Raw genomic sequence first — 16,686 nt, forward strand, 5'->3', positions numbered from 1 at the left:
CCTTAGTAAGGGGGGATTCAGGGGGGTTAGCGACTCTTTCAAATGCTGCTAATAAGTCCGCAACTTCAGTTTCTCGACCATAAAGTTTCTCGGGAATAATAAAACTGTCGGTAATATCTCGCTTTCCTAGCTCAAAAGCGGTAATTTCACCTGTTTCTTGTAACTGAGTCAGGCAATTTTCTAAATCGTGATGTAATCCAAAAGCACTTTGATAGCGCTCCTCCGCATTTTTTGCCATCAACTTACTGACAATCGCCGACAGGATCGCGGGGATTTCTGGATTAACTTTATTGATTGGTACTACCTGTTTTGCTAAATGACAATGTATCAATTCCATTGCATCTTTTGACAAAAAAGGTAATTTTCCCGTCAGTAATTCATAGAATGTGACACCGAGAGAATAGAAATCAGTGCGATAGTCAATGCCTCGATTCATTCGCCCCGTTTGTTCTGGGGAAATGTAGCTTAGGGTTCCCTCTAAAACATTGGGGTTTTGAATTTCTTGGGTTTCTCGTGGGAGTAAGGTCGAGATGCTGAAATCGGTGATTTTAATTTCTTGACTCTGAGGATTAATTAAAATATTTGCAGGCTTGATATCTTTATGAATAATACGTTCTTGGTGTAAACTTTGTAAAACCTTAGCCAACTGGCACGCCATGTTTAGGAATTGCTCTAGAGAGAGGCCCTGCTCTTGTTGAGGAAGATATTCTGCTAAAGATATGCCTCCGTAATCTTCCATGCTCAAGATGTAGCGGTTTTGAGAAAATTCTAGGTGGTAAGTTTTAATTATACCGGAAATATTGAGATTTTTCCCCAGAGTATATTGATTTCTAAATTGTACTAACTCGCTAAAAGTCGGGCGATCTTTTTGTAATAACTTTAGTATGACGGGAGTTTGACTATAGATGGGGAAGGCACGATAGACAGCGGTACGGACACCGAAATATAATTGTTCGACGATCTCATAACCTGGAATTTGGTACATAACTTTAATTAAGTTGAATATTTTTAACATCCATCGCAACAGTTATAACATCAAAACAATTGAGCAACAAGTAATAACTTTTACATTTTAGAAAAAATTTATGTTCAAATTAAAAATTGATTATATAAAATTTAAGACTGGGGAAGTGCGCTCGCGCTTGCAATGCGTAGAATTACAGCTTTTTTCATGCAAGTAGGTACGCGAAACCCGGTAAATAAAAGCGAAACATTGTTTCTGGAGTTTATTTCATCAAATAGCAATCTGCGGTATTATTTTGATCTAACTCGATCGCATAGGAGATATAAAAAACATGAACCCTGAAATTTTCAATGCTGCATTTTTGTCTTTTACCCTGATTCTCGTAGGTTTAGCTGGTGGCTTTCTGTTACTCAAGCTTCAAGGCGGACAAGAATAAGTTTTTCTAATAAAACCCGCCAAGGACTAAAGTCCCTGACTAATAGCTGAAGTCGGTTGAGGCTGACTCAAATATTAATTTACAGTCGGTTTCAAGCGACTTTTGCTATGAGACAGGGGTTGAAACCCCTGTCTGGCTATATGCAGAGTCCTAATCAGCCCCACTCTCAGCCGCAACCTTAAAAATTTTTACGATTTTTATTAACTTTTGTTAAAAAATGAGAAAAATTCTGATAATATCGATAGAAAGTTTAAGATTCCTCATAAATACCTGATGACTTTATTAATTGTAGGTGCCACAGGTACCCTTGGCAGACAGGTGGCTCGTCGTGCCCTAGACGAAGGGTATCAGGTGCGCTGTTTAGTACGGAATTACAGAAAAGCCGCCTTTTTAAAAGAATGGGGCGCTGAACTCGTACCGGGGAATCTCTGCGATCCAGGAAGCTTGCCCCCAGCGCTAGAAGGCGTTACAGCAATTATCGATGCTGCTACTGCTAAAGCTACGGACTCCTTGAGCGTTAAACAAGTAGACTGGGAAGGAAAGGTAGCCCTGATTCAAGCGGCGGTAGCAGCAGACATCAAGCGCTTTATCTTTTTTTCGTTTCTCGATGCTGAGAAATATCCCCAAGTGCCGCTATTGGAAATCAAACGGTGTACGGAACTGTTTTTAGCAGAGTCCGGCTTGAATTATACTGTTTTGAAACCTTGCGGCTTCATGCAGGGGTTGATCGGTCAATATGCGATGCCGATTTTAGATAGTCAGGCAGTCTGGGTTCCGGGGGCGAGTTCTGCGATCGCCTACATGGATACTCAAGACATTGCTAAATTTGCTATCCGCGCCCTTTCTGTACCCGAAACTGAGAAAAAAACTTTCCCCGTTGTCGGGCCCGGCGCTTGGGAAGCTGACGAAATCATCCGTCTATGCGAACGCTTGTCTGGAAAACAAGCCAAAGTAACGCGCACGCCTAATAGCATATTGCGCCTTGCTAGTCAAGTAGCGAAGTGGTTTCAGTGGACTTGGAACATATCAGACCGTTTGGCTTTTGCCGAAGTTTTGGCAACCGGCGAACCCATAAAAGCTGCTATGGATGATGTCTATAGCGTTTTTGGGCTAGACCCCGCCGAAACAACAACCTTAGAATCTTACCTGCAAGACTACTTTAGTCGAATTTTGAAGAAACTAAAGGAATTAGAATACGAGCAGGCTAAAACTAAGAAACGGACTCAAAAGATACCGTTTACATTTTAAAGTGCCGAAAGCTGGGATTATCTACAACGACGTTAAACCGATCTCTTGTCGCGTCGCCGCCGAGTTACAAGACAAGCTGAGTTCCTACGGATGGGATGTCTGTGCCGTCTCTGGATCGGGGGGGATTTTGGGCTATTCTAGCCCAGAGCGCCCGATGTGCCACACTCCTATCGATCAGCTTGTCCCTTCTGGCTTTGACAGCGAGATGAAATTTGCAGTGGTATTAGGGGGAGATGGTACAGTTCTATCTGCATCTCGCCAACTTGCCCCCTGCGGCATCCCGATGCTGGCTGTGAATACGGGACACATGGGTTTCCTCACTGAGACTTACCTCAACCAGTTGCCGCAAGCTATGGAACAGGTCATCAATGGGGAATATGAAATAGAAGAACGGACAATGCTGGAAGTGCAGTTGATGCGGGATGACATCTGCTTGTGGGAGGCGTTGTCTTTGAATGAAATGGTGTTGCACCGCGAGCCCCTGACTTGTATGTGCCATTTTGAGGTGGCGATCGGGCGACACGCACCTGTGGATATTGCGGCGGATGGAGTAATTATTGCGACTCCGACGGGATCGACTGCTTATTCGCTGTCTGCGGGGGGGCCTGTGATTACACCAGGGGTGTCTGTGTTGCAGTTATTGCCGATTTGCCCTCATTCTTTGGCTTCTCGCTCTTTGGTGTTTGCCGATACTGAAGAGGTGACGATTTATTCTGCGAGCCCGAATCGATTGGTGATGGTGGCGGATGGGAACGGGGGATGTTATGTTTTGCCGGATGATAGAGTGCGAGTTTCGCGATCGCGCTACAACGCTAAGTTTATTCGGCTGCAACCTGCTGAGTTTTTCCACATTTTGCGGGAAAAATTGGGTTGGGGACTGCCGCATATTGCTAAGCCGACTTCCGTTGAGTTGCCTTGATTTGACTGTTTATTTTTTTGACATTCCCCGGTTTAAAGACACGGGGATTCTTGAGGACAAACTTTGGGCGGATTTATCCGCCAAAGTTTAATTCTTAAAGGGTTTGTCACGGGCCCGCTACCCACTCGCTGAATTGTTAATTAACGTAATTCTACTTGTCGTTTCAAGTCGATTAACACTTTATCTCCCCGTTTCAATTGGTACTGCGCCCGCCAAATTCCAGGGGTAAGTGTGGAGTTTCCCCGATTCCTTTTGCCAACGTAACTGAGCCATGCGCGGTTAGAGGATTTGATATCATTTGTATTCTCTCCAATGATTTGACCATTGGGGCCTAACAACTTGTAATATTCGCGATCGCCCTGAAGCACTCCAAAAGCTTGCACCCAAAACAAAATAGCGGGACTATTTACAGGAAGTACGGTTTCGGCAAATTTTCCTTGCCAGACAGCATTCATATCTGGTGCTTGAGTAGAAAAACCAGCCCGGATTAAACCTGTGGGTACATAATTTAGTGGCAGATCCCAAAGTGGGTTCCGGGCAACTTTGCAGCCAGACTGAGAATCTATCCCTACAAACGGGTCTACCGCCTTGCCTTGATAGCGGATAGTTAAGTGAACGTGGGGGAAAGAGGCTAAACCAGATTCTCCCACCATGCCTAAAACTGTGCCTTTTTCTACTTGCGTCCCAGATTTAACAACAACACTGCCTTTGCGGAGGTGGCAATATTGAGTTTCCCAACCGTTACCGTGATCGATTACCATCCCATTGCCGCATTCAATGCCTTCAACTTGGGTTTTAGTGGTTTGATCCTCCACCCGCCGATCCTCAACCCCGTCTCGCGATCGCAACACTTTGCCAGCAGCAGCAGCTTTAACGGGTACGCCTAATGCCATCGCTTTCTCATCGGGGATGCCGAAATCTGTACCGTCATGACCGTCGTAGGTTTGGCGGCCGCAACCAAAGTCAACGGCTGCTGGACTAGGATCTCTGTCTACATAGTGGAAAATGTAACAGTCCTTGCCCAAAGTGCAGCCAATGGGTGGGGCAAATTTTAGCGTTGCTGAGGATGTATTGGGTTGTTGGGTAACTTCCGAAGGTTGAGGCGATCGCACAACAGTTGCTTCAACCTGCGGTGGATTAGCAGTAGTGCTGGTTGTCTTGCCAAAGCAGCTAGAAAGAACTACCAGCGTAACGGCTAGAAGGAACTTAGAAATATATTTCTTGGATAGTGCAATCATGGATCTATCTACTTGATTTAGCAGGTATCGTAAAAGAGGAACAAAGCAATCTCTACTCAAAACTTCCCCTAGATGCGTTCTAAACTTTTATCACTTCTATCATTGCTCACTACAATTCGGCTGGTGGGACTAGCGACTGCGGCTTTTGCCCTGTGGGGATTTGCCGAGATCGCAGAAGAAGTCCTGGAAAAGGAAACCCAGGCCTTTGATACAGAAATTTTACTGAGTCTCAGAAGCTTGCATACTCCTGTACTCAATCAAATTATGGTCGGTTTTACGTATTTGGGACAGCCGAGTTTGCTGCTAGTGATTTGCCTCAATTTGGGGCTCATACTTCTACTACGCAACCACCGTTCAGAAGCACTAACTATTGCGATCGGGGCACTAGGGGCCGTTGGTTTAAACACCTTGCTCAAAAAACTATTTGCCCGTACTCGACCTCAACTATGGGAACGAATAGTTGATGTCCGCTTCTACAGTTTTCCCAGCGGTCACGCCATGATGTCAATGGTAATTTACGGTTTACTGGGCTATTTTCTGGCTAGTTACTTCCCCCGGTGGCGGTGGTTAATTGCCATTTTAACAGTGCTGTTAGTGACAACTATCGGTTTTAGTCGGATGTATCTGGGCGTTCACTGGCCTACTGACGTGATTGCAGGTTATATAGCGGGATTTGTATGGCTGATTACCTGCATTATCACTTTGGAAATATCCAAGGAATTGCAAGCTCAAGGCTTGATTTCTAATCAAAAGTTTATATCTTCAGATAATTGATAATGGGTAATGGGTAATTGGTAATGGGTAATTGGTAATTGGTAATTGGGGAGAATGGGAGATTTACCTCCCCATCCTCCCCATCCTCCCCATCCTCCCCATCTCCCCATCTCCCCCTCCTCCCCATCTTTATACAGCCAACTCAAGGGTAAGATTACAGTTATTTCCGGGCCTTCGGGTGTAGGTAAATCTAGTTTGATTAACCTCCTGATTCCTAACCTCAACCTGCGAGTAGGAGCTGTTTCTGGGAAACTGGGTAGGGGAAGACACACCACTCGCCATGTAGAACTATTTGAACTACCGGGAGGAGGACTATTAGCAGATACCCCTGGTTTTAATCAACCAACTCTGGAGTGTGAACCACAAGAGTTAGCTCAATATTTCCCAGAAATAAAACAGCGGTTGAGTAAGGGTAGTTGCCAATTTAGCGATTGTTCGCACCGAGACGAACCTAACTGCGTTGTGCGGGGTGATTGGGAGCGTTATCAGCATTATCTAGATTTTTTGGCAGAAGCAACTGTGCGATCGCACGCTTTGCAGCAATTAGGCGATGCTGAATCCAGCTTTAAGTTAAAAAGCAAGTCCGATGGTAAGCAAAAGTACGAACCCAAGCTGGAATCTAAAAAATACCGCCGCCTGAACCGCAGATTTGAACACCAAACACTACAGCAGAATATGTCTCAAGATCATGATGAATATTAAGCGATCGGAGCTGGCAAATACTAATTGCTAAACTCGCTGATTCTATTCCCTTCTTCCCCTAGCCCTGAGCATCGTAGCCCCTAGCCCCTAACTGCCTTGGCGGTTGCTAATATAACGGATTGTAATATCGAAAAACCTATACTCGGAAACTAGCAAGTAAGGTTTTGTAACACCAGTAGAAGTAATAATGCCACTATGACTCTTACCAAGTCAGTATAGGTAGTTCACTTAGTTATGGAGGAGTAAAAACACCGTGAATATTCAAGAAATCATTGCCAAGGGCGGCCCCGCCATGTACCCTCTGCTGGTTTTATCCGTCCTCTCTGTCAGTACAATTATCGAGCGTCTATGGTTCTGGGCAAACCTGATCAGCAAGGAAAAACAGATAGTCAACCGAGTCCTCGAAGCTGCACGTCGCGATTGGGCTGCGGCTAATGAGATTGCTAAACAAGCACACCAGCAACCTATTGGGAGATTTCTCTATGCCCCTCTGCGACTCTACAATCCAGAACCAGAAGTCTTTCGACTGGGACTAGAAGCCGCCGCCGATGAAGAATTAGCTTCTATGCGGCGCGGTGACAAAATATTAGAAGCTGTGATTGCTCTAGCACCTTTGTTAGGACTATTGGGAACAGTTTTAGGCTTGATTAACTCCCTGAGTACAATTCGCCTTGGTGATATTGGTACTTCTGCGACCGCTGGAGTTACCCTGGGGATTAGCGAAGCCCTAATCTCTACCGCTACGGGAATGGTTGTGGCAATTATCAGCTTGACTTTCTACCGCATTTTTCAAGCTTTTTTGTTCAATCAGGTAAAAGTATTTCGCAAGGCTGGGAATGAATTGGAGTTGTTATATCGCCAATACTGGTCTCAAGCTAGCAGTAATCGTTATCCAGGCTCAGAAAATAGCAATTCTTCTTTTGCTAAGGAAGGTTATGCTAGGCATTCACTTAATGCTCAAGAAAGTATAGAGCATCCGAAAGAACCAAAACCTACCAGTGGTTCTGACTCCGTTGAAGATTCAAATTTTAACAACTAATAGCTAACTAATCATGAAGATTCATGTGGATACTCCTGCGGAAGAGACTCGAATTGAACTCGTTCCTTTAATTGATGTCATTTTTTGCATTCTGACATTTTTTTTGCTGGCGGCTTTACAACTAACTCGTCAGCAGGCGATTAATGTGGATTTACCCAAGGCTCGTACAGGACAGTCGCAGATGCGAGACATGATGATTGTCAGCATTGATGATTTTGGTCAAACTTATATCGATCAAATACCAATGAATGAGAATCAACTCGATCGCGTTTTACAAGATTACCGTAAACAAAATCCTAACGGGTTGATGGTTTTGTACGCTCCGAAGGATGCGAAGTATGCTCGTGTGGTGGAAGTGTTAGATCGTCTGCGAGAGGTAGGAGGCGATCGCGTAGCCTTAGCTACTCTACCCAGTTCGTCATCTTCCCCTTCCCCCAGCCCCTCCTTTCCCTTCAATCCTGGGAATATACCCCCTGCTTCTAATAACGGTACTCCTCTCCCCAGTCCGCTTCAGCCAGGAACGAGCTTCAATCCTAACCAACAGTATCAGTTACCTCCCAGCAGTCCGGGACAGCAACCGCTTCAAAATCAGTTTCAATCTTTCCCAGTTACGCCAAGCCAGCAGCCAAGTGGTCTGAACATCAATCCGAGTGCTCCTGCGGGTAGTCCTGCACCGACTGTCCCTACTCCGGGAACTACAGTTCCACAGCAGTCTCCGCAATCCAACAGTCAATAACCTGCAAAAATAGCCGTTGAAGAAGTTTTGAGTTTTGAGAGATTGCTTAGTTGCTTGCAAGGCTAAAACCTGCGGGTAGGTTATCCCGATGATGTTACTTTGGTCACAGACAAAGGCTTTCGCCTTGCAATCTCTGGATTTTAGCCGCGATCGAGAATTAGAAGGCAGGAGGCAGGAGGCAGAGGGCAGAAGGTAGAAGGTAGAAGGCAGAAGGTAGAAGGTAGAAGGCAGAACGAAGTATTTTCCTCAAAAAACCCGGTTTCTTTGGTCGGGTGCGTAAGTCCTGTAGAAGCAGGAACCCGAAGCAATTAGGGGCGAAGCGAAGCATTGGCGCTTTAAGCTATCGAAAATCAAGGTTCTGTTTCGCAAATGCTTCGCCCCCACAGGTATAGCAACCTTTTTGGTAGTTAAGAGGTTCTGAGTTCCACTAAACTCGCTGATTCTATTCCCTTCTTCCCCTTCTTCCCCCTCTTCCTTCTTCCCCTAGCCCCTAGCCCCTAACCCCTAGCCCCTTCTTTTACCTCTTTATTCTCAATTGTGTACTCGATTTGCGATACCTAAGCAGGTTCCATATATCACTACAACTCTTAGTTAATTGATAAAAGCTCCTATTCTTTTGACTGTAGCCATTGGTCGTGCTAACTGGTGAAACAACTGTTAAATCGTGCCTGCTCCTATCTTTGTCTGGCTTGAGTAATTGCTATTTAGATCAAAATCGCTAATAATACTTACTAATTCTTGAGTTAAGATAATGAGAATTAATTTCAGTAGTCGATCTCTGTGGAGAAAAATTCCATGAATAGTGGAGATGAATCAGTCAATCATTCGATAGCTGACCTGCAACCCGACCGTTGGCAGGGATTTGTGTATGTCAGCGATGCAAACATCAAGCCGTCTGTTCAAGCAGACCTGCCACTAGATGCGCCAGAGAATTCCCTCAAAGTCAAAGTTTTTCCACTGTCCGCGATGCAGGTGGGCGATCGCGTCCGTATCGTCTCTCTCAACTGTGGTGAATCCAATAACCGCCTGATGGGGATGGGATTGATTCCAGGTGCAGTGCTGGAAGTGATTAGCAGCATCACAACGGGTTCCGCGATCGTGTCCCTGCAAGATCAGCGCCTGGGATTAGGCGCAGAGATGGCACAACGGATTCAAGTCATTGATGCAGACCAACCCATAGAGATCCCTCAACGGATGCCGAAGACAACCATAGAAACCATGCAAACCACTCCCGATATTTCCTCTGTCAAACTGCGAGATGCCGCCATCGGCTCCGTGTTACGAGTCGTCGGCTACGAACCGATGGCGCGGGACTATAAGCGCAAGCTACTGGCAATGGGGTTAACGCCCGGTACCGAGTTGCGCGTCACCCGCCATGCGCCGCTAGGCGATCCGACTGAAATTGAAGTGCGCGACTTTCACCTGAGTCTGCGAAAAGATGAAGCCAACGCCCTGATTGTTACGTCCGTCTCAGGAGAAAAGTCATGACACGATCGACGATCGGATTGGTCGGCAATCCCAACTGTGGCAAAACCACACTATTTAATGCCTTAACCGGGGCCAATCAGCGGGTGGGTAACTGGCCCGGTGTAACAGTGGAACGCAAGGAAGGCAGCTATCGCCATCGGGGTAAGCTGATTGTCGTCAACGATTCCATTACCGTTGTCGATTTACCTGGTGTCTATTCCCTGGATGCAGAAGACACCGCTACTGGATTGGATGAATTAGTAGCGCGGGACTACCTGCTCTCTGGTGGTGCTGATGTATTTGTCAATATTGTGGATGCTTCTAACCTAGAGCGAAACCTCTATCTGACTACTCAGATTTTGGAAATGGGAGTACCCATGTTGATCGCTCTCAATATGATGGATCTAGCGGAAAAACGTGAGATCCAGATTGATGCGGATGCTCTGTCCGATCGCATCGGTTGTCCCGTTGTTCCGATCTGCGCCCACACGGGGAAACACATTCCTCAATTGTGCGATCAAATTGCCCATGCTCTCTCGCAGGTGGCTATCCCCCGTGTTTATGTTGCCTATCCCCCAGTGATTGAGGAGGCGCTGGCAGACTTAGTGCCAATACTGCAAAGAGGGGTTAGGGGCTGGGGGCTAGGGGCTAGGGAAGAAATTTCTGCTTCTCTTTCCCCAGTCCCCACTCCCCATTCCCCACTCTCTAGTGCCCGCTGGTTTGCCTTGAACCTGCTGCAATACGACGATCGCCATCTCCCGGATCTGGAACAGGATACACTCCGACGGATTGCCGAGCATCGTCACCGCATCCATCAAACTCTGGGAGAAGATACCGATCTATTGATCGCTGATAGTCGCTACACCTGGATTCGGCAAGTGCTTCAAGGTGTAACCAAACGGACTAATTTGGTGAGACAAACGCTCTCCGATCGCATCGATCGCATCGCACTCAACCGCTGGCTGGGGATTCCCATCTTCTTAGTGGTGATGTATCTGATGTTTCTTGTTGCCATCAACTTAGGTGGTGCGTTTATTGATTTCTTTGATATCGGTGTGGGTACCATTTTTGTCGGTGGCACCGCCCATCTGTTGCAGCAAATCAATGCCCCCGGCTGGTTAATTGGACTGCTGGCAGACGGCGTTGGCGGCGGGATTCAAACCACTGCTACCTTCATCCCGCAGATTGGATTTCTGTTTGTCTTTCTAGCGATCCTAGAGGATTCTGGTTACATGGCACGGGCAGCGTTCGTCATGGATCGACTGATGCGGTTTGTGGGACTTCCGGGTAAATCTTTTGTACCGATGATGGTGGGATTTGGTTGCAATATTCCTGGGATTATGGCAACTCGGACGCTGGAAAATCGGCGCGATCGCCTAATGACCATCCTGATGAACCCGTTTATGTCCTGCGGTGCCCGTCTGCCCGTCTACGCCCTATTTGTTGCGGCATTTTTCCCCACCAACGGTCAGAACATCGTTTTCCTGCTCTACATCCTGGGCATTCTGGCGGCCGTCTTTACCGGACTGGTGATGAAGCGAACCCTTTTCCGAGGCGATGCGGCTCCCTTTGTCATGGAATTGCCACCCTATCATATTCCGACGATTAAAGGCATCCTGATTCGTGCCTGGGAGCGGTTGAAGGCGTTTATTACCAAAGCCGGACGGATGATTGTGGTCATGGTGTTGATTCTAGGGTTGATCAACTCCGTTGGCATGGACGGTTCCTTTGGCAAACAGGATAGTCAGGACTCGATTCTGAGCGCCTTCAGCCGCACCATTACCCCCATCTTCACGCCAATGGGGATCGGCAAGGAAAATTGGCCCGCAACGGTGGGATTAATGACCGGAGTATTCGCCAAGGAAGTTATGGTGGGCACAATGGATTCCATCTATACCCAACTGGCAGAACAGGCATCGGGAGCCAGCGAGGAAGCAGAACCGTTTGATTTTTGGGGTGGCATTGGGGAAGCCTTCGCCAGCGTTCCCAAAAACCTGGCAGACCTGACTAATCAGGTACTTGACCCGATCGGACTCAGTATTCTGAACGATACGGGCGATCGACAAGCAGCAGCAGAAGCGCAGGAGATTCACTACACCACCTTTGGGCAAATGGCGACTCGATTTGGGAGTACGACTGCGGCGATCGCCTTCCTGCTTTTCGTGCTGCTCTACTTCCCCTGTGTCTCCGCCACCGCAGCAGTTTACCGGGAAACTAACCTGGGCTGGACAACATTTGTTGCCTGCTGGACGACGGGACTGGCTTACTGGGTGGCAGTGTTTTATTACCAATTAATGACTTTTAACCAGCATCCCGGCAGTACGATCGCCTGGTTGATTGGTCTAGCTCTGGCAATGGTCGCAACTCTGGCGGGATTAAAATGGTTCAGCGATCGCCGTCGCCTTCCGCCCCAGAGTTCAAGTCGTTCGAGTGTGCTGGCTAATCAATAATCAGGTGGATGGGTGAAGAAGGGGCTAGGGGCTAGGGGCTAGGGACTAGGGAGGATGGGTAATTAACAATTACCCATTACCAATTACCAATTACCCATTACCTATTACCAATTCCCCACTCCCCATAGGTGTCAACTTAAGGTCAAACCCTTAATCCGACAGGGGTTAAAACCCAGGGCGGGCTTTCGGCTTAAGTTGACACCAATGCCCATTCCCCCTCCCCTTCTTTCCCTAGCCCCTAGCCCCTAGCCCCTAGCCCCTAGCCCCTTCTTCACTCCCATGATTCTGCAACAACTACAAACCTACCTCCGTACTCATCCCCAAACGTCTCTAGAAGAACTTGCCCGTCAGTTTCAAACTGATGCAGATGCTCTGCGAGAAATGCTCCATGTGCTGATTCGCAAAGGGCGTGTGCGTAAACTGGCAGGCAAACAATGTGGCGGTTGCCATAGCTGTGCGCCGGAGAGTTTGGAACTGTATGAGTGGGTGAATTCTGACTCTAGCACGAAGCATCTAACTAACTAGATTTGACTCATTCATGTTATAACTTTAGAGTGATTAAGTTATCAAAGAGATTTTTGCTATGTTGCCCCAAGTGATGATCGATCGGTTGAACGAACAAATCAACCTGGAAATGTTTTCCTCTCACCTTTATTTGCAAATGAGTTCTTGGTGCGCCTACAAAGCTTTAGATGGTTGTGCGACCTTTCTCAGTCAACACGCCGATGAAGAAACAATGCACATGCGACGTTTAATCAGTTACTTACAAGAAACTGGTGCATTAGCCATTATTGGTGGAATGGAAGCACCACCGAGAGAGTTTAACTCGTTGCAGGAAATGTTTGAAAAAATCTACAGCCATGAACAATACATTACTGGCAAAATCAACGATCTAGTTCATTTGGCAAATACAGAACCAGATTATCCTACCCTGCAATTTCTCCAATGGTACGTTGCAGAACAACACCAGGAGGAGTTCTTGTTTAAGAGCATTCTTGACAAGATCAAACTGATTGGTACAGACGGACAGGGGTTGTTTTTTATCGATCGCGAAGTTGCTGCACTAGCTGTCACCAAAGGCAAGGAAGCCACATCGATGTCTCCTGCCAGTCCGAATGTTTGATCTAACTGCGCCTGTGGTTAGACAGGTAGGACAAGCAGTGTTTGCCTCCACCCTAGAGCTCAAATCATTGAAGTTTTAAGGGTGGAGATAAAAGTTAGAGAATGGTGTTTGCAAGTAGAGAGGTTAAGAAGGTTTTTCCGGCTTGATTGAGGTCGCTATCTAGGGAAAAAGTTAGACTACGAACTCGGATATCGCCAATTTTTGTGTCTCTTGGAACTTTGAGATTTTGCGGGTAGATCAGAATTGCATTTTTACAGTTTACTGCATTTGCATAGGCGACTATTTGATGATAGTCACTATTGGCTACTTTTTCGGGAACTTTGTATTTAGTATCGAGGACGTATTCGACTTTTTGGGTTTCAATATCGCGTAAAATTAAGTCAATCCGATCGAAATAATGTTGGTCATGGGTAACTCGGTATTGTTGTTCGATGAAAAAGTCTTTGGGTGTATTTGCTTTCAGCCATTCAGCAACAAATTGTTCATATAAATTAGCCATATTTATTAGAAAGGGAACCATCTCGCGATCGCCTTTTTCGTGACTTGGGCCTGTATTCTCCAGAAAGAAGCGACATAAGGCGTGTAAAAGTTGATAATCTTGATTTAAACGGTGATAATTTCTATCAATACAAGCTTGTGAAGTAAAAGATTTTATGGTAACAACTCCTTGGAGTGTGTGAAATGCTTTTCGCACCTTCGAGGAGACTAATTCGCCACACAAACCGCTACGACCAATAATAAAGAGTGTCCAAGCTAGAATTTGATTATCTTCGATATCGCTTGTTTGTTCGTTATAGTGACATTTTATTTGAACTTCCCAAGGTTTTTGAACAGCTTGGCGGATATCGAGGCGGCCGCGAATATAACCCAGTTTTTCGGTTTTGGGTAAATAATCGCGATATAATCCTTTGCAACAGCGTTCGATAATTTTCTCAGCAAGGATGTTTGCTAATCGTTCATAGAGTTGTTCTAAATATTCACACTTTATCAGTTCTTTTTGAAAATTTATATTAAATTTATAGGCATATTCAAGCATTCCAAATAAGTTGGCAATCGGGACTTTTGGCTTGATAATAATGTGAAATTCTGGAGTGATTGGAATATGACCAACTATGCCTTTAGATTTTAATTGCCATTTATCTCCTGTGGTAAAGTTGGGAAATTTTATCTTGATTTTCTTCCTGTAATTCTGATGTATTTTCTGTCCGACGGATTCAGTAATTTCATGTTTTTTAAATGTTACTACTTGATATTCTGTGAGTCTGATGGGTTCGGGTAATTCCTGTTTCATAAGATTATGCTTTGCTCAATTCATCTTTAATTTTATTCCAGAGGAATTTATTCATTTTTGTCTGATTATCAAAAAAGTATTCTTCCAAGTAAGGCTCAATTTCCATTTGCCAAATATCTTGGATATCTTCAGCTAAGGTTTTTGTCAAAAAGAATGAAATACCTAGTTCATAGTGTTTATTGTTAATTGCCTGATTAACATCTTTGAGAATACCAATTAATTTATTAACTGGAAAATCTGTTTCCTCTCTATTATGATAGTTTTGCAATAGTTCATAGTTGGGAGAAATAGGGATAAATGCAAAGCGGCGGCGGAGTGCATTATCGACTAGGGCAATAGAACGGTCTGCGGTGTTCATAGTGCCAATAATGCGGACATTTGTAGGGATTCTAAATGGTTCACCGCTAGCTAATATAATAAAGCGTTCTGTGTTTTCTCGTTCATCTAAAAGATACATTAATTCCCCAAAGACTTGAGAGAGATTTGCACGATTAATTTCATCAATAATGAGTACGCAAGTATCTTCACGGCCTTCGGCTTTTTTGCAGAATTGTCGGAATCTACCGGGAACTATTGAGTAGGTTAATTGTCCGTTTTCAGTTATTGGCCGGAGGCCTTCGATAAAGTCTTCATAGGTGTAGGCGGGGTGAAATTGGATAATGTCTGAGAAGCCATCACCTCCGCCGATTAAGTGTTTGGCAAGTCTTTCTGCTATGAAGGTTTTGCCGGTTCCGGGTGGGCCTTGGATGATGGTTTGGCCTTTGCGGTTAATGGCGTTTTTCCATTGGGTTAGTTGGGGTTCGGTGAAGCCTGTTTCTTGAGAGAATTGGTTGGGAGAATATTCTGGCTGGCACTTTAGTGTTTTAACATCGGTATCTATATTCTCAGTCCGGTTGCCGGTGATTTTTTCCTTGTAGGCACTTAGCAGATTATTTTGAATCTTAGCCTTATATTGACGAAAAAAGTAAGATGTGCCATCAACTTTTAAAGCCTTTTCAAAACAAGTGATCGCAGCATCTATATTCTCATCTCGGTTGCCCGTACTTTTCTTAAAGTAGGCAAGTCCGAGATTATTTTGAGTGTATACCCAAGACTTAGGAAAATCGCTACGGGTGAAGAATTCTAAAGCCTCTTGATAATAAGCGATAGCATCATCAATATCCTCAGCACAGTTGCTGGTGATTTTTTCCTCGTAGGCAGTTTCCAGATTATTTTTAATCTTTGCCCAAGATCCAGGAAAATCGGCATAGGTGTATACTTTTAAAGCTAGTTTGTAACAAGTGATCGCCGCATCAATATTCTCATATCGCTTGCCCATACTTTTCTTAAAGTAGGCATCTCCCAGATTATTTTGACTCTTTGCCCAAGACTCAGGAAAATCGGCATGGGTGAAGAATTCTAAAGCGTTTTGATAACAACTAATCGCAGCATCAATATTTTCATCATCAATATTCTCATCTTGGTTGCCAGTGAATTTCTCAAAGTAGGCATCTCCCAGATTATTTTGAATATTTGCCCAAGACTCAGGAAAATCATCACGGGTGTAAACTACTAAAGCCTGGTTATAATAAGCGATAGCTGCATTCCACCTGTTTTTCTTAAAGTAAGCCTCTCCCAGATGCTTGTGAGTCGCTGCCCACTCTTCAGGAAATTTGTCAAAGGTGTATACTTCTAAAGCACTTTCATAATAATCGATCGCCGTATTTATATTCTTAGTCTGATCACCCGTGATTTTCTTAAAATAGGCAAGTCCTAGATTTTTTTGAATATTAGCCCAATCTTCAGCAAAATCGGCACGGGTGTATACTTTTAAAGCCATTTGATAACAACTGATCGCTTTAGTCTGATCGTCAGTGATTTTGTCAGAGTAGGCAAATCCCAGATTCTTTTGAGTTCTTGCCCACTTTTCAGGAAATTTATGGCGAGTGAAGACGGTTAAAACTAATTTGTAACCAATAATTGCGATTTCCTGTTTACTAGCATTTTTGTTTAAAGGGAACTGGCGAATTAAATTACTAAAATGTAAAAAGTTCACTGCAACATTTCGAGCTTTGTCTGCTTCTGCTTGCGAGAGAATATTGTTAGCCCAATTTGGGTACAGTTCCACTAATATCTGATTGAATTTATCTAGGTTAGCAGAAAAGATGGGATAGACAACTTGTGGATCACCATCACTGTCAGACGCGGCTTGCCATACTTCATCTAAAAAGGCGATATATTTTTCTGGGGATGTGACCAATTCATCCATAATTTTTCTTTAATAGACTTTGTTCCCAAGTGCGAGCCTGATTTATTAATT

At 44.9% G+C, this 16,686-nt stretch carries 14 protein-coding genes and 1 pseudogene; 11 read left to right on the forward strand and 4 right to left on the reverse strand.

Features of this window, described 5'->3' with window-relative positions; translation table 11 throughout:
- Positions 1–985 (reverse strand): serine/threonine protein kinase (locus OSCI_RS17615; protein WP_234708769.1); only part of this gene is annotated, 985 nt, incomplete at its 3' end.
- 310 nt (positions 986–1,295) lie between these two features.
- On the opposite strand from OSCI_RS17615, the gene petM reads away from it, so the two are divergent.
- From petM to OSCI_RS17630, 3 genes are all read left to right on the forward strand, one after another.
- Positions 1,296–1,400 (forward strand): cytochrome b6-f complex subunit PetM, encoded by a 105-nt coding sequence (petM, locus tag OSCI_RS17620; RefSeq protein WP_019486958.1) that lies wholly within the window; start codon positions 1,296–1,298, stop codon positions 1,398–1,400.
- Between the two features lie 273 nt (positions 1,401–1,673).
- Entirely contained in the window at positions 1,674–2,648 is a 975-nt protein-coding gene (locus OSCI_RS17625) for an SDR family oxidoreductase (protein WP_007356416.1), read from the forward strand.
- A gap of 1 nt (position 2,649) precedes the next feature.
- Entirely contained in the window at positions 2,650–3,567 is a 918-nt protein-coding gene (locus tag OSCI_RS17630) for an NAD(+) kinase (RefSeq protein ID WP_007356417.1), read from the forward strand.
- Between the two features lie 140 nt (positions 3,568–3,707).
- On the opposite strand, the gene OSCI_RS17635 is transcribed toward OSCI_RS17630, so the two are convergent.
- Complete coding sequence (locus tag OSCI_RS17635) at positions 3,708–4,805, reverse strand: M23 family metallopeptidase (RefSeq protein ID WP_007356418.1); 1,098 nt, start codon at positions 4,803–4,805, stop codon at positions 3,708–3,710.
- Between the two features lie 102 nt (positions 4,806–4,907).
- Here OSCI_RS17635 and OSCI_RS17640 point away from each other — a divergent pair, with 102 nt between their 5' ends.
- The 8 genes and pseudogenes from OSCI_RS17640 to ftnA all read left to right on the forward strand — a co-directional run bounded on the left by OSCI_RS17640 (position 4,908) and on the right by ftnA (position 13,096).
- Complete coding sequence (locus tag OSCI_RS17640) at positions 4,908–5,579, forward strand: phosphatase PAP2 family protein (protein ID WP_234708770.1); 672 nt, start codon at positions 4,908–4,910, stop codon at positions 5,577–5,579.
- A gap of 129 nt (positions 5,580–5,708) precedes the next feature.
- Positions 5,709–6,281: pseudogene (rsgA, locus tag OSCI_RS17645) on the forward strand (ribosome small subunit-dependent GTPase A); the annotation flags it as partial.
- Between the two features lie 253 nt (positions 6,282–6,534).
- Positions 6,535–7,320 (forward strand): MotA/TolQ/ExbB proton channel family protein, encoded by a 786-nt coding sequence (locus tag OSCI_RS17650; protein ID WP_007356421.1) that lies wholly within the window; start codon positions 6,535–6,537, stop codon positions 7,318–7,320.
- A 13-nt stretch (positions 7,321–7,333) separates the two neighbouring features.
- Positions 7,334–8,056 (forward strand): ExbD/TolR family protein, encoded by a 723-nt coding sequence (locus OSCI_RS17655; protein WP_007356422.1) that lies wholly within the window; start codon positions 7,334–7,336, stop codon positions 8,054–8,056.
- Positions 8,057–8,851: 795 nt separating this feature from the next.
- Complete coding sequence (locus tag OSCI_RS17660) at positions 8,852–9,544, forward strand: FeoA family protein (RefSeq protein WP_007356423.1); 693 nt, start codon at positions 8,852–8,854, stop codon at positions 9,542–9,544.
- Positions 9,541–11,973 (forward strand): ferrous iron transport protein B, encoded by a 2,433-nt coding sequence (feoB, locus tag OSCI_RS17665; protein WP_007356424.1) that lies wholly within the window; start codon positions 9,541–9,543, stop codon positions 11,971–11,973. Before OSCI_RS17660 ends, feoB begins: the two co-directional genes overlap by 4 nt.
- A gap of 279 nt (positions 11,974–12,252) precedes the next feature.
- Positions 12,253–12,498 carry a FeoC-like transcriptional regulator gene (locus OSCI_RS17670; protein WP_007356425.1) on the forward strand — a complete coding sequence of 82 codons (246 nt, stop codon included), beginning with the start codon at positions 12,253–12,255 and terminating at the stop codon, positions 12,496–12,498.
- Between the two features lie 58 nt (positions 12,499–12,556).
- Positions 12,557–13,096, forward strand: coding sequence for a non-heme ferritin (ftnA, locus tag OSCI_RS17675; RefSeq protein WP_007356426.1), 540 nt, complete (start codon positions 12,557–12,559; stop codon positions 13,094–13,096).
- Positions 13,097–13,190: 94 nt separating this feature from the next.
- Here the strand turns inward: ftnA and OSCI_RS17680 are convergent, their stop codons facing one another.
- Positions 13,191–14,387, reverse strand: a complete 1,197-nt coding sequence (locus OSCI_RS17680; protein WP_007356427.1) for an McrC family protein — start codon at positions 14,385–14,387, stop codon at positions 13,191–13,193.
- A 4-nt stretch (positions 14,388–14,391) separates the two neighbouring features.
- A complete protein-coding gene (locus OSCI_RS17685) occupies positions 14,392–16,635 on the reverse strand; it encodes an AAA family ATPase (RefSeq protein WP_007356428.1) in 2,244 nt (747 codons plus the stop codon).
- Between the last annotated feature and the right edge of the window lie 51 nt (positions 16,636–16,686).

The organism is Kamptonema sp. PCC 6506 (assembly GCF_000180455.1).
Lineage (GTDB): Bacteria > Cyanobacteriota > Cyanobacteriia > Cyanobacteriales > Microcoleaceae > Kamptonema > Kamptonema formosum.

Excerpts from the sequence above, each read along its gene's own strand:
- petM (WP_019486958.1), top strand. The coding sequence starts at position 1,296 with ATGAACCCTGAAATTTTCAATGCTGCATTTTTGTCTTTTACCCTGATT.
- OSCI_RS17625 (WP_007356416.1), top strand. The coding sequence starts at position 1,674 with ATGACTTTATTAATTGTAGGTGCCACAGGTACCCTTGGCAGACAGGTG.
- OSCI_RS17635 (WP_007356418.1), bottom strand. The coding sequence starts at position 4,805 with ATGATTGCACTATCCAAGAAATATATTTCTAAGTTCCTTCTAGCCGTT.
- OSCI_RS17655 (WP_007356422.1), top strand. The coding sequence starts at position 7,334 with ATGAAGATTCATGTGGATACTCCTGCGGAAGAGACTCGAATTGAACTC.
- OSCI_RS17660 (WP_007356423.1), top strand. The coding sequence starts at position 8,852 with ATGAATAGTGGAGATGAATCAGTCAATCATTCGATAGCTGACCTGCAA.
- feoB (WP_007356424.1), top strand. The coding sequence starts at position 9,541 with ATGACACGATCGACGATCGGATTGGTCGGCAATCCCAACTGTGGCAAA.
- OSCI_RS17670 (WP_007356425.1), top strand. The coding sequence starts at position 12,253 with ATGATTCTGCAACAACTACAAACCTACCTCCGTACTCATCCCCAAACG.
- ftnA (WP_007356426.1), top strand. The coding sequence starts at position 12,557 with ATGTTGCCCCAAGTGATGATCGATCGGTTGAACGAACAAATCAACCTG.
- OSCI_RS17680 (WP_007356427.1), bottom strand. The coding sequence starts at position 14,387 with ATGAAACAGGAATTACCCGAACCCATCAGACTCACAGAATATCAAGTA.
- OSCI_RS17685 (WP_007356428.1), bottom strand. The coding sequence starts at position 16,635 with ATGGATGAATTGGTCACATCCCCAGAAAAATATATCGCCTTTTTAGAT.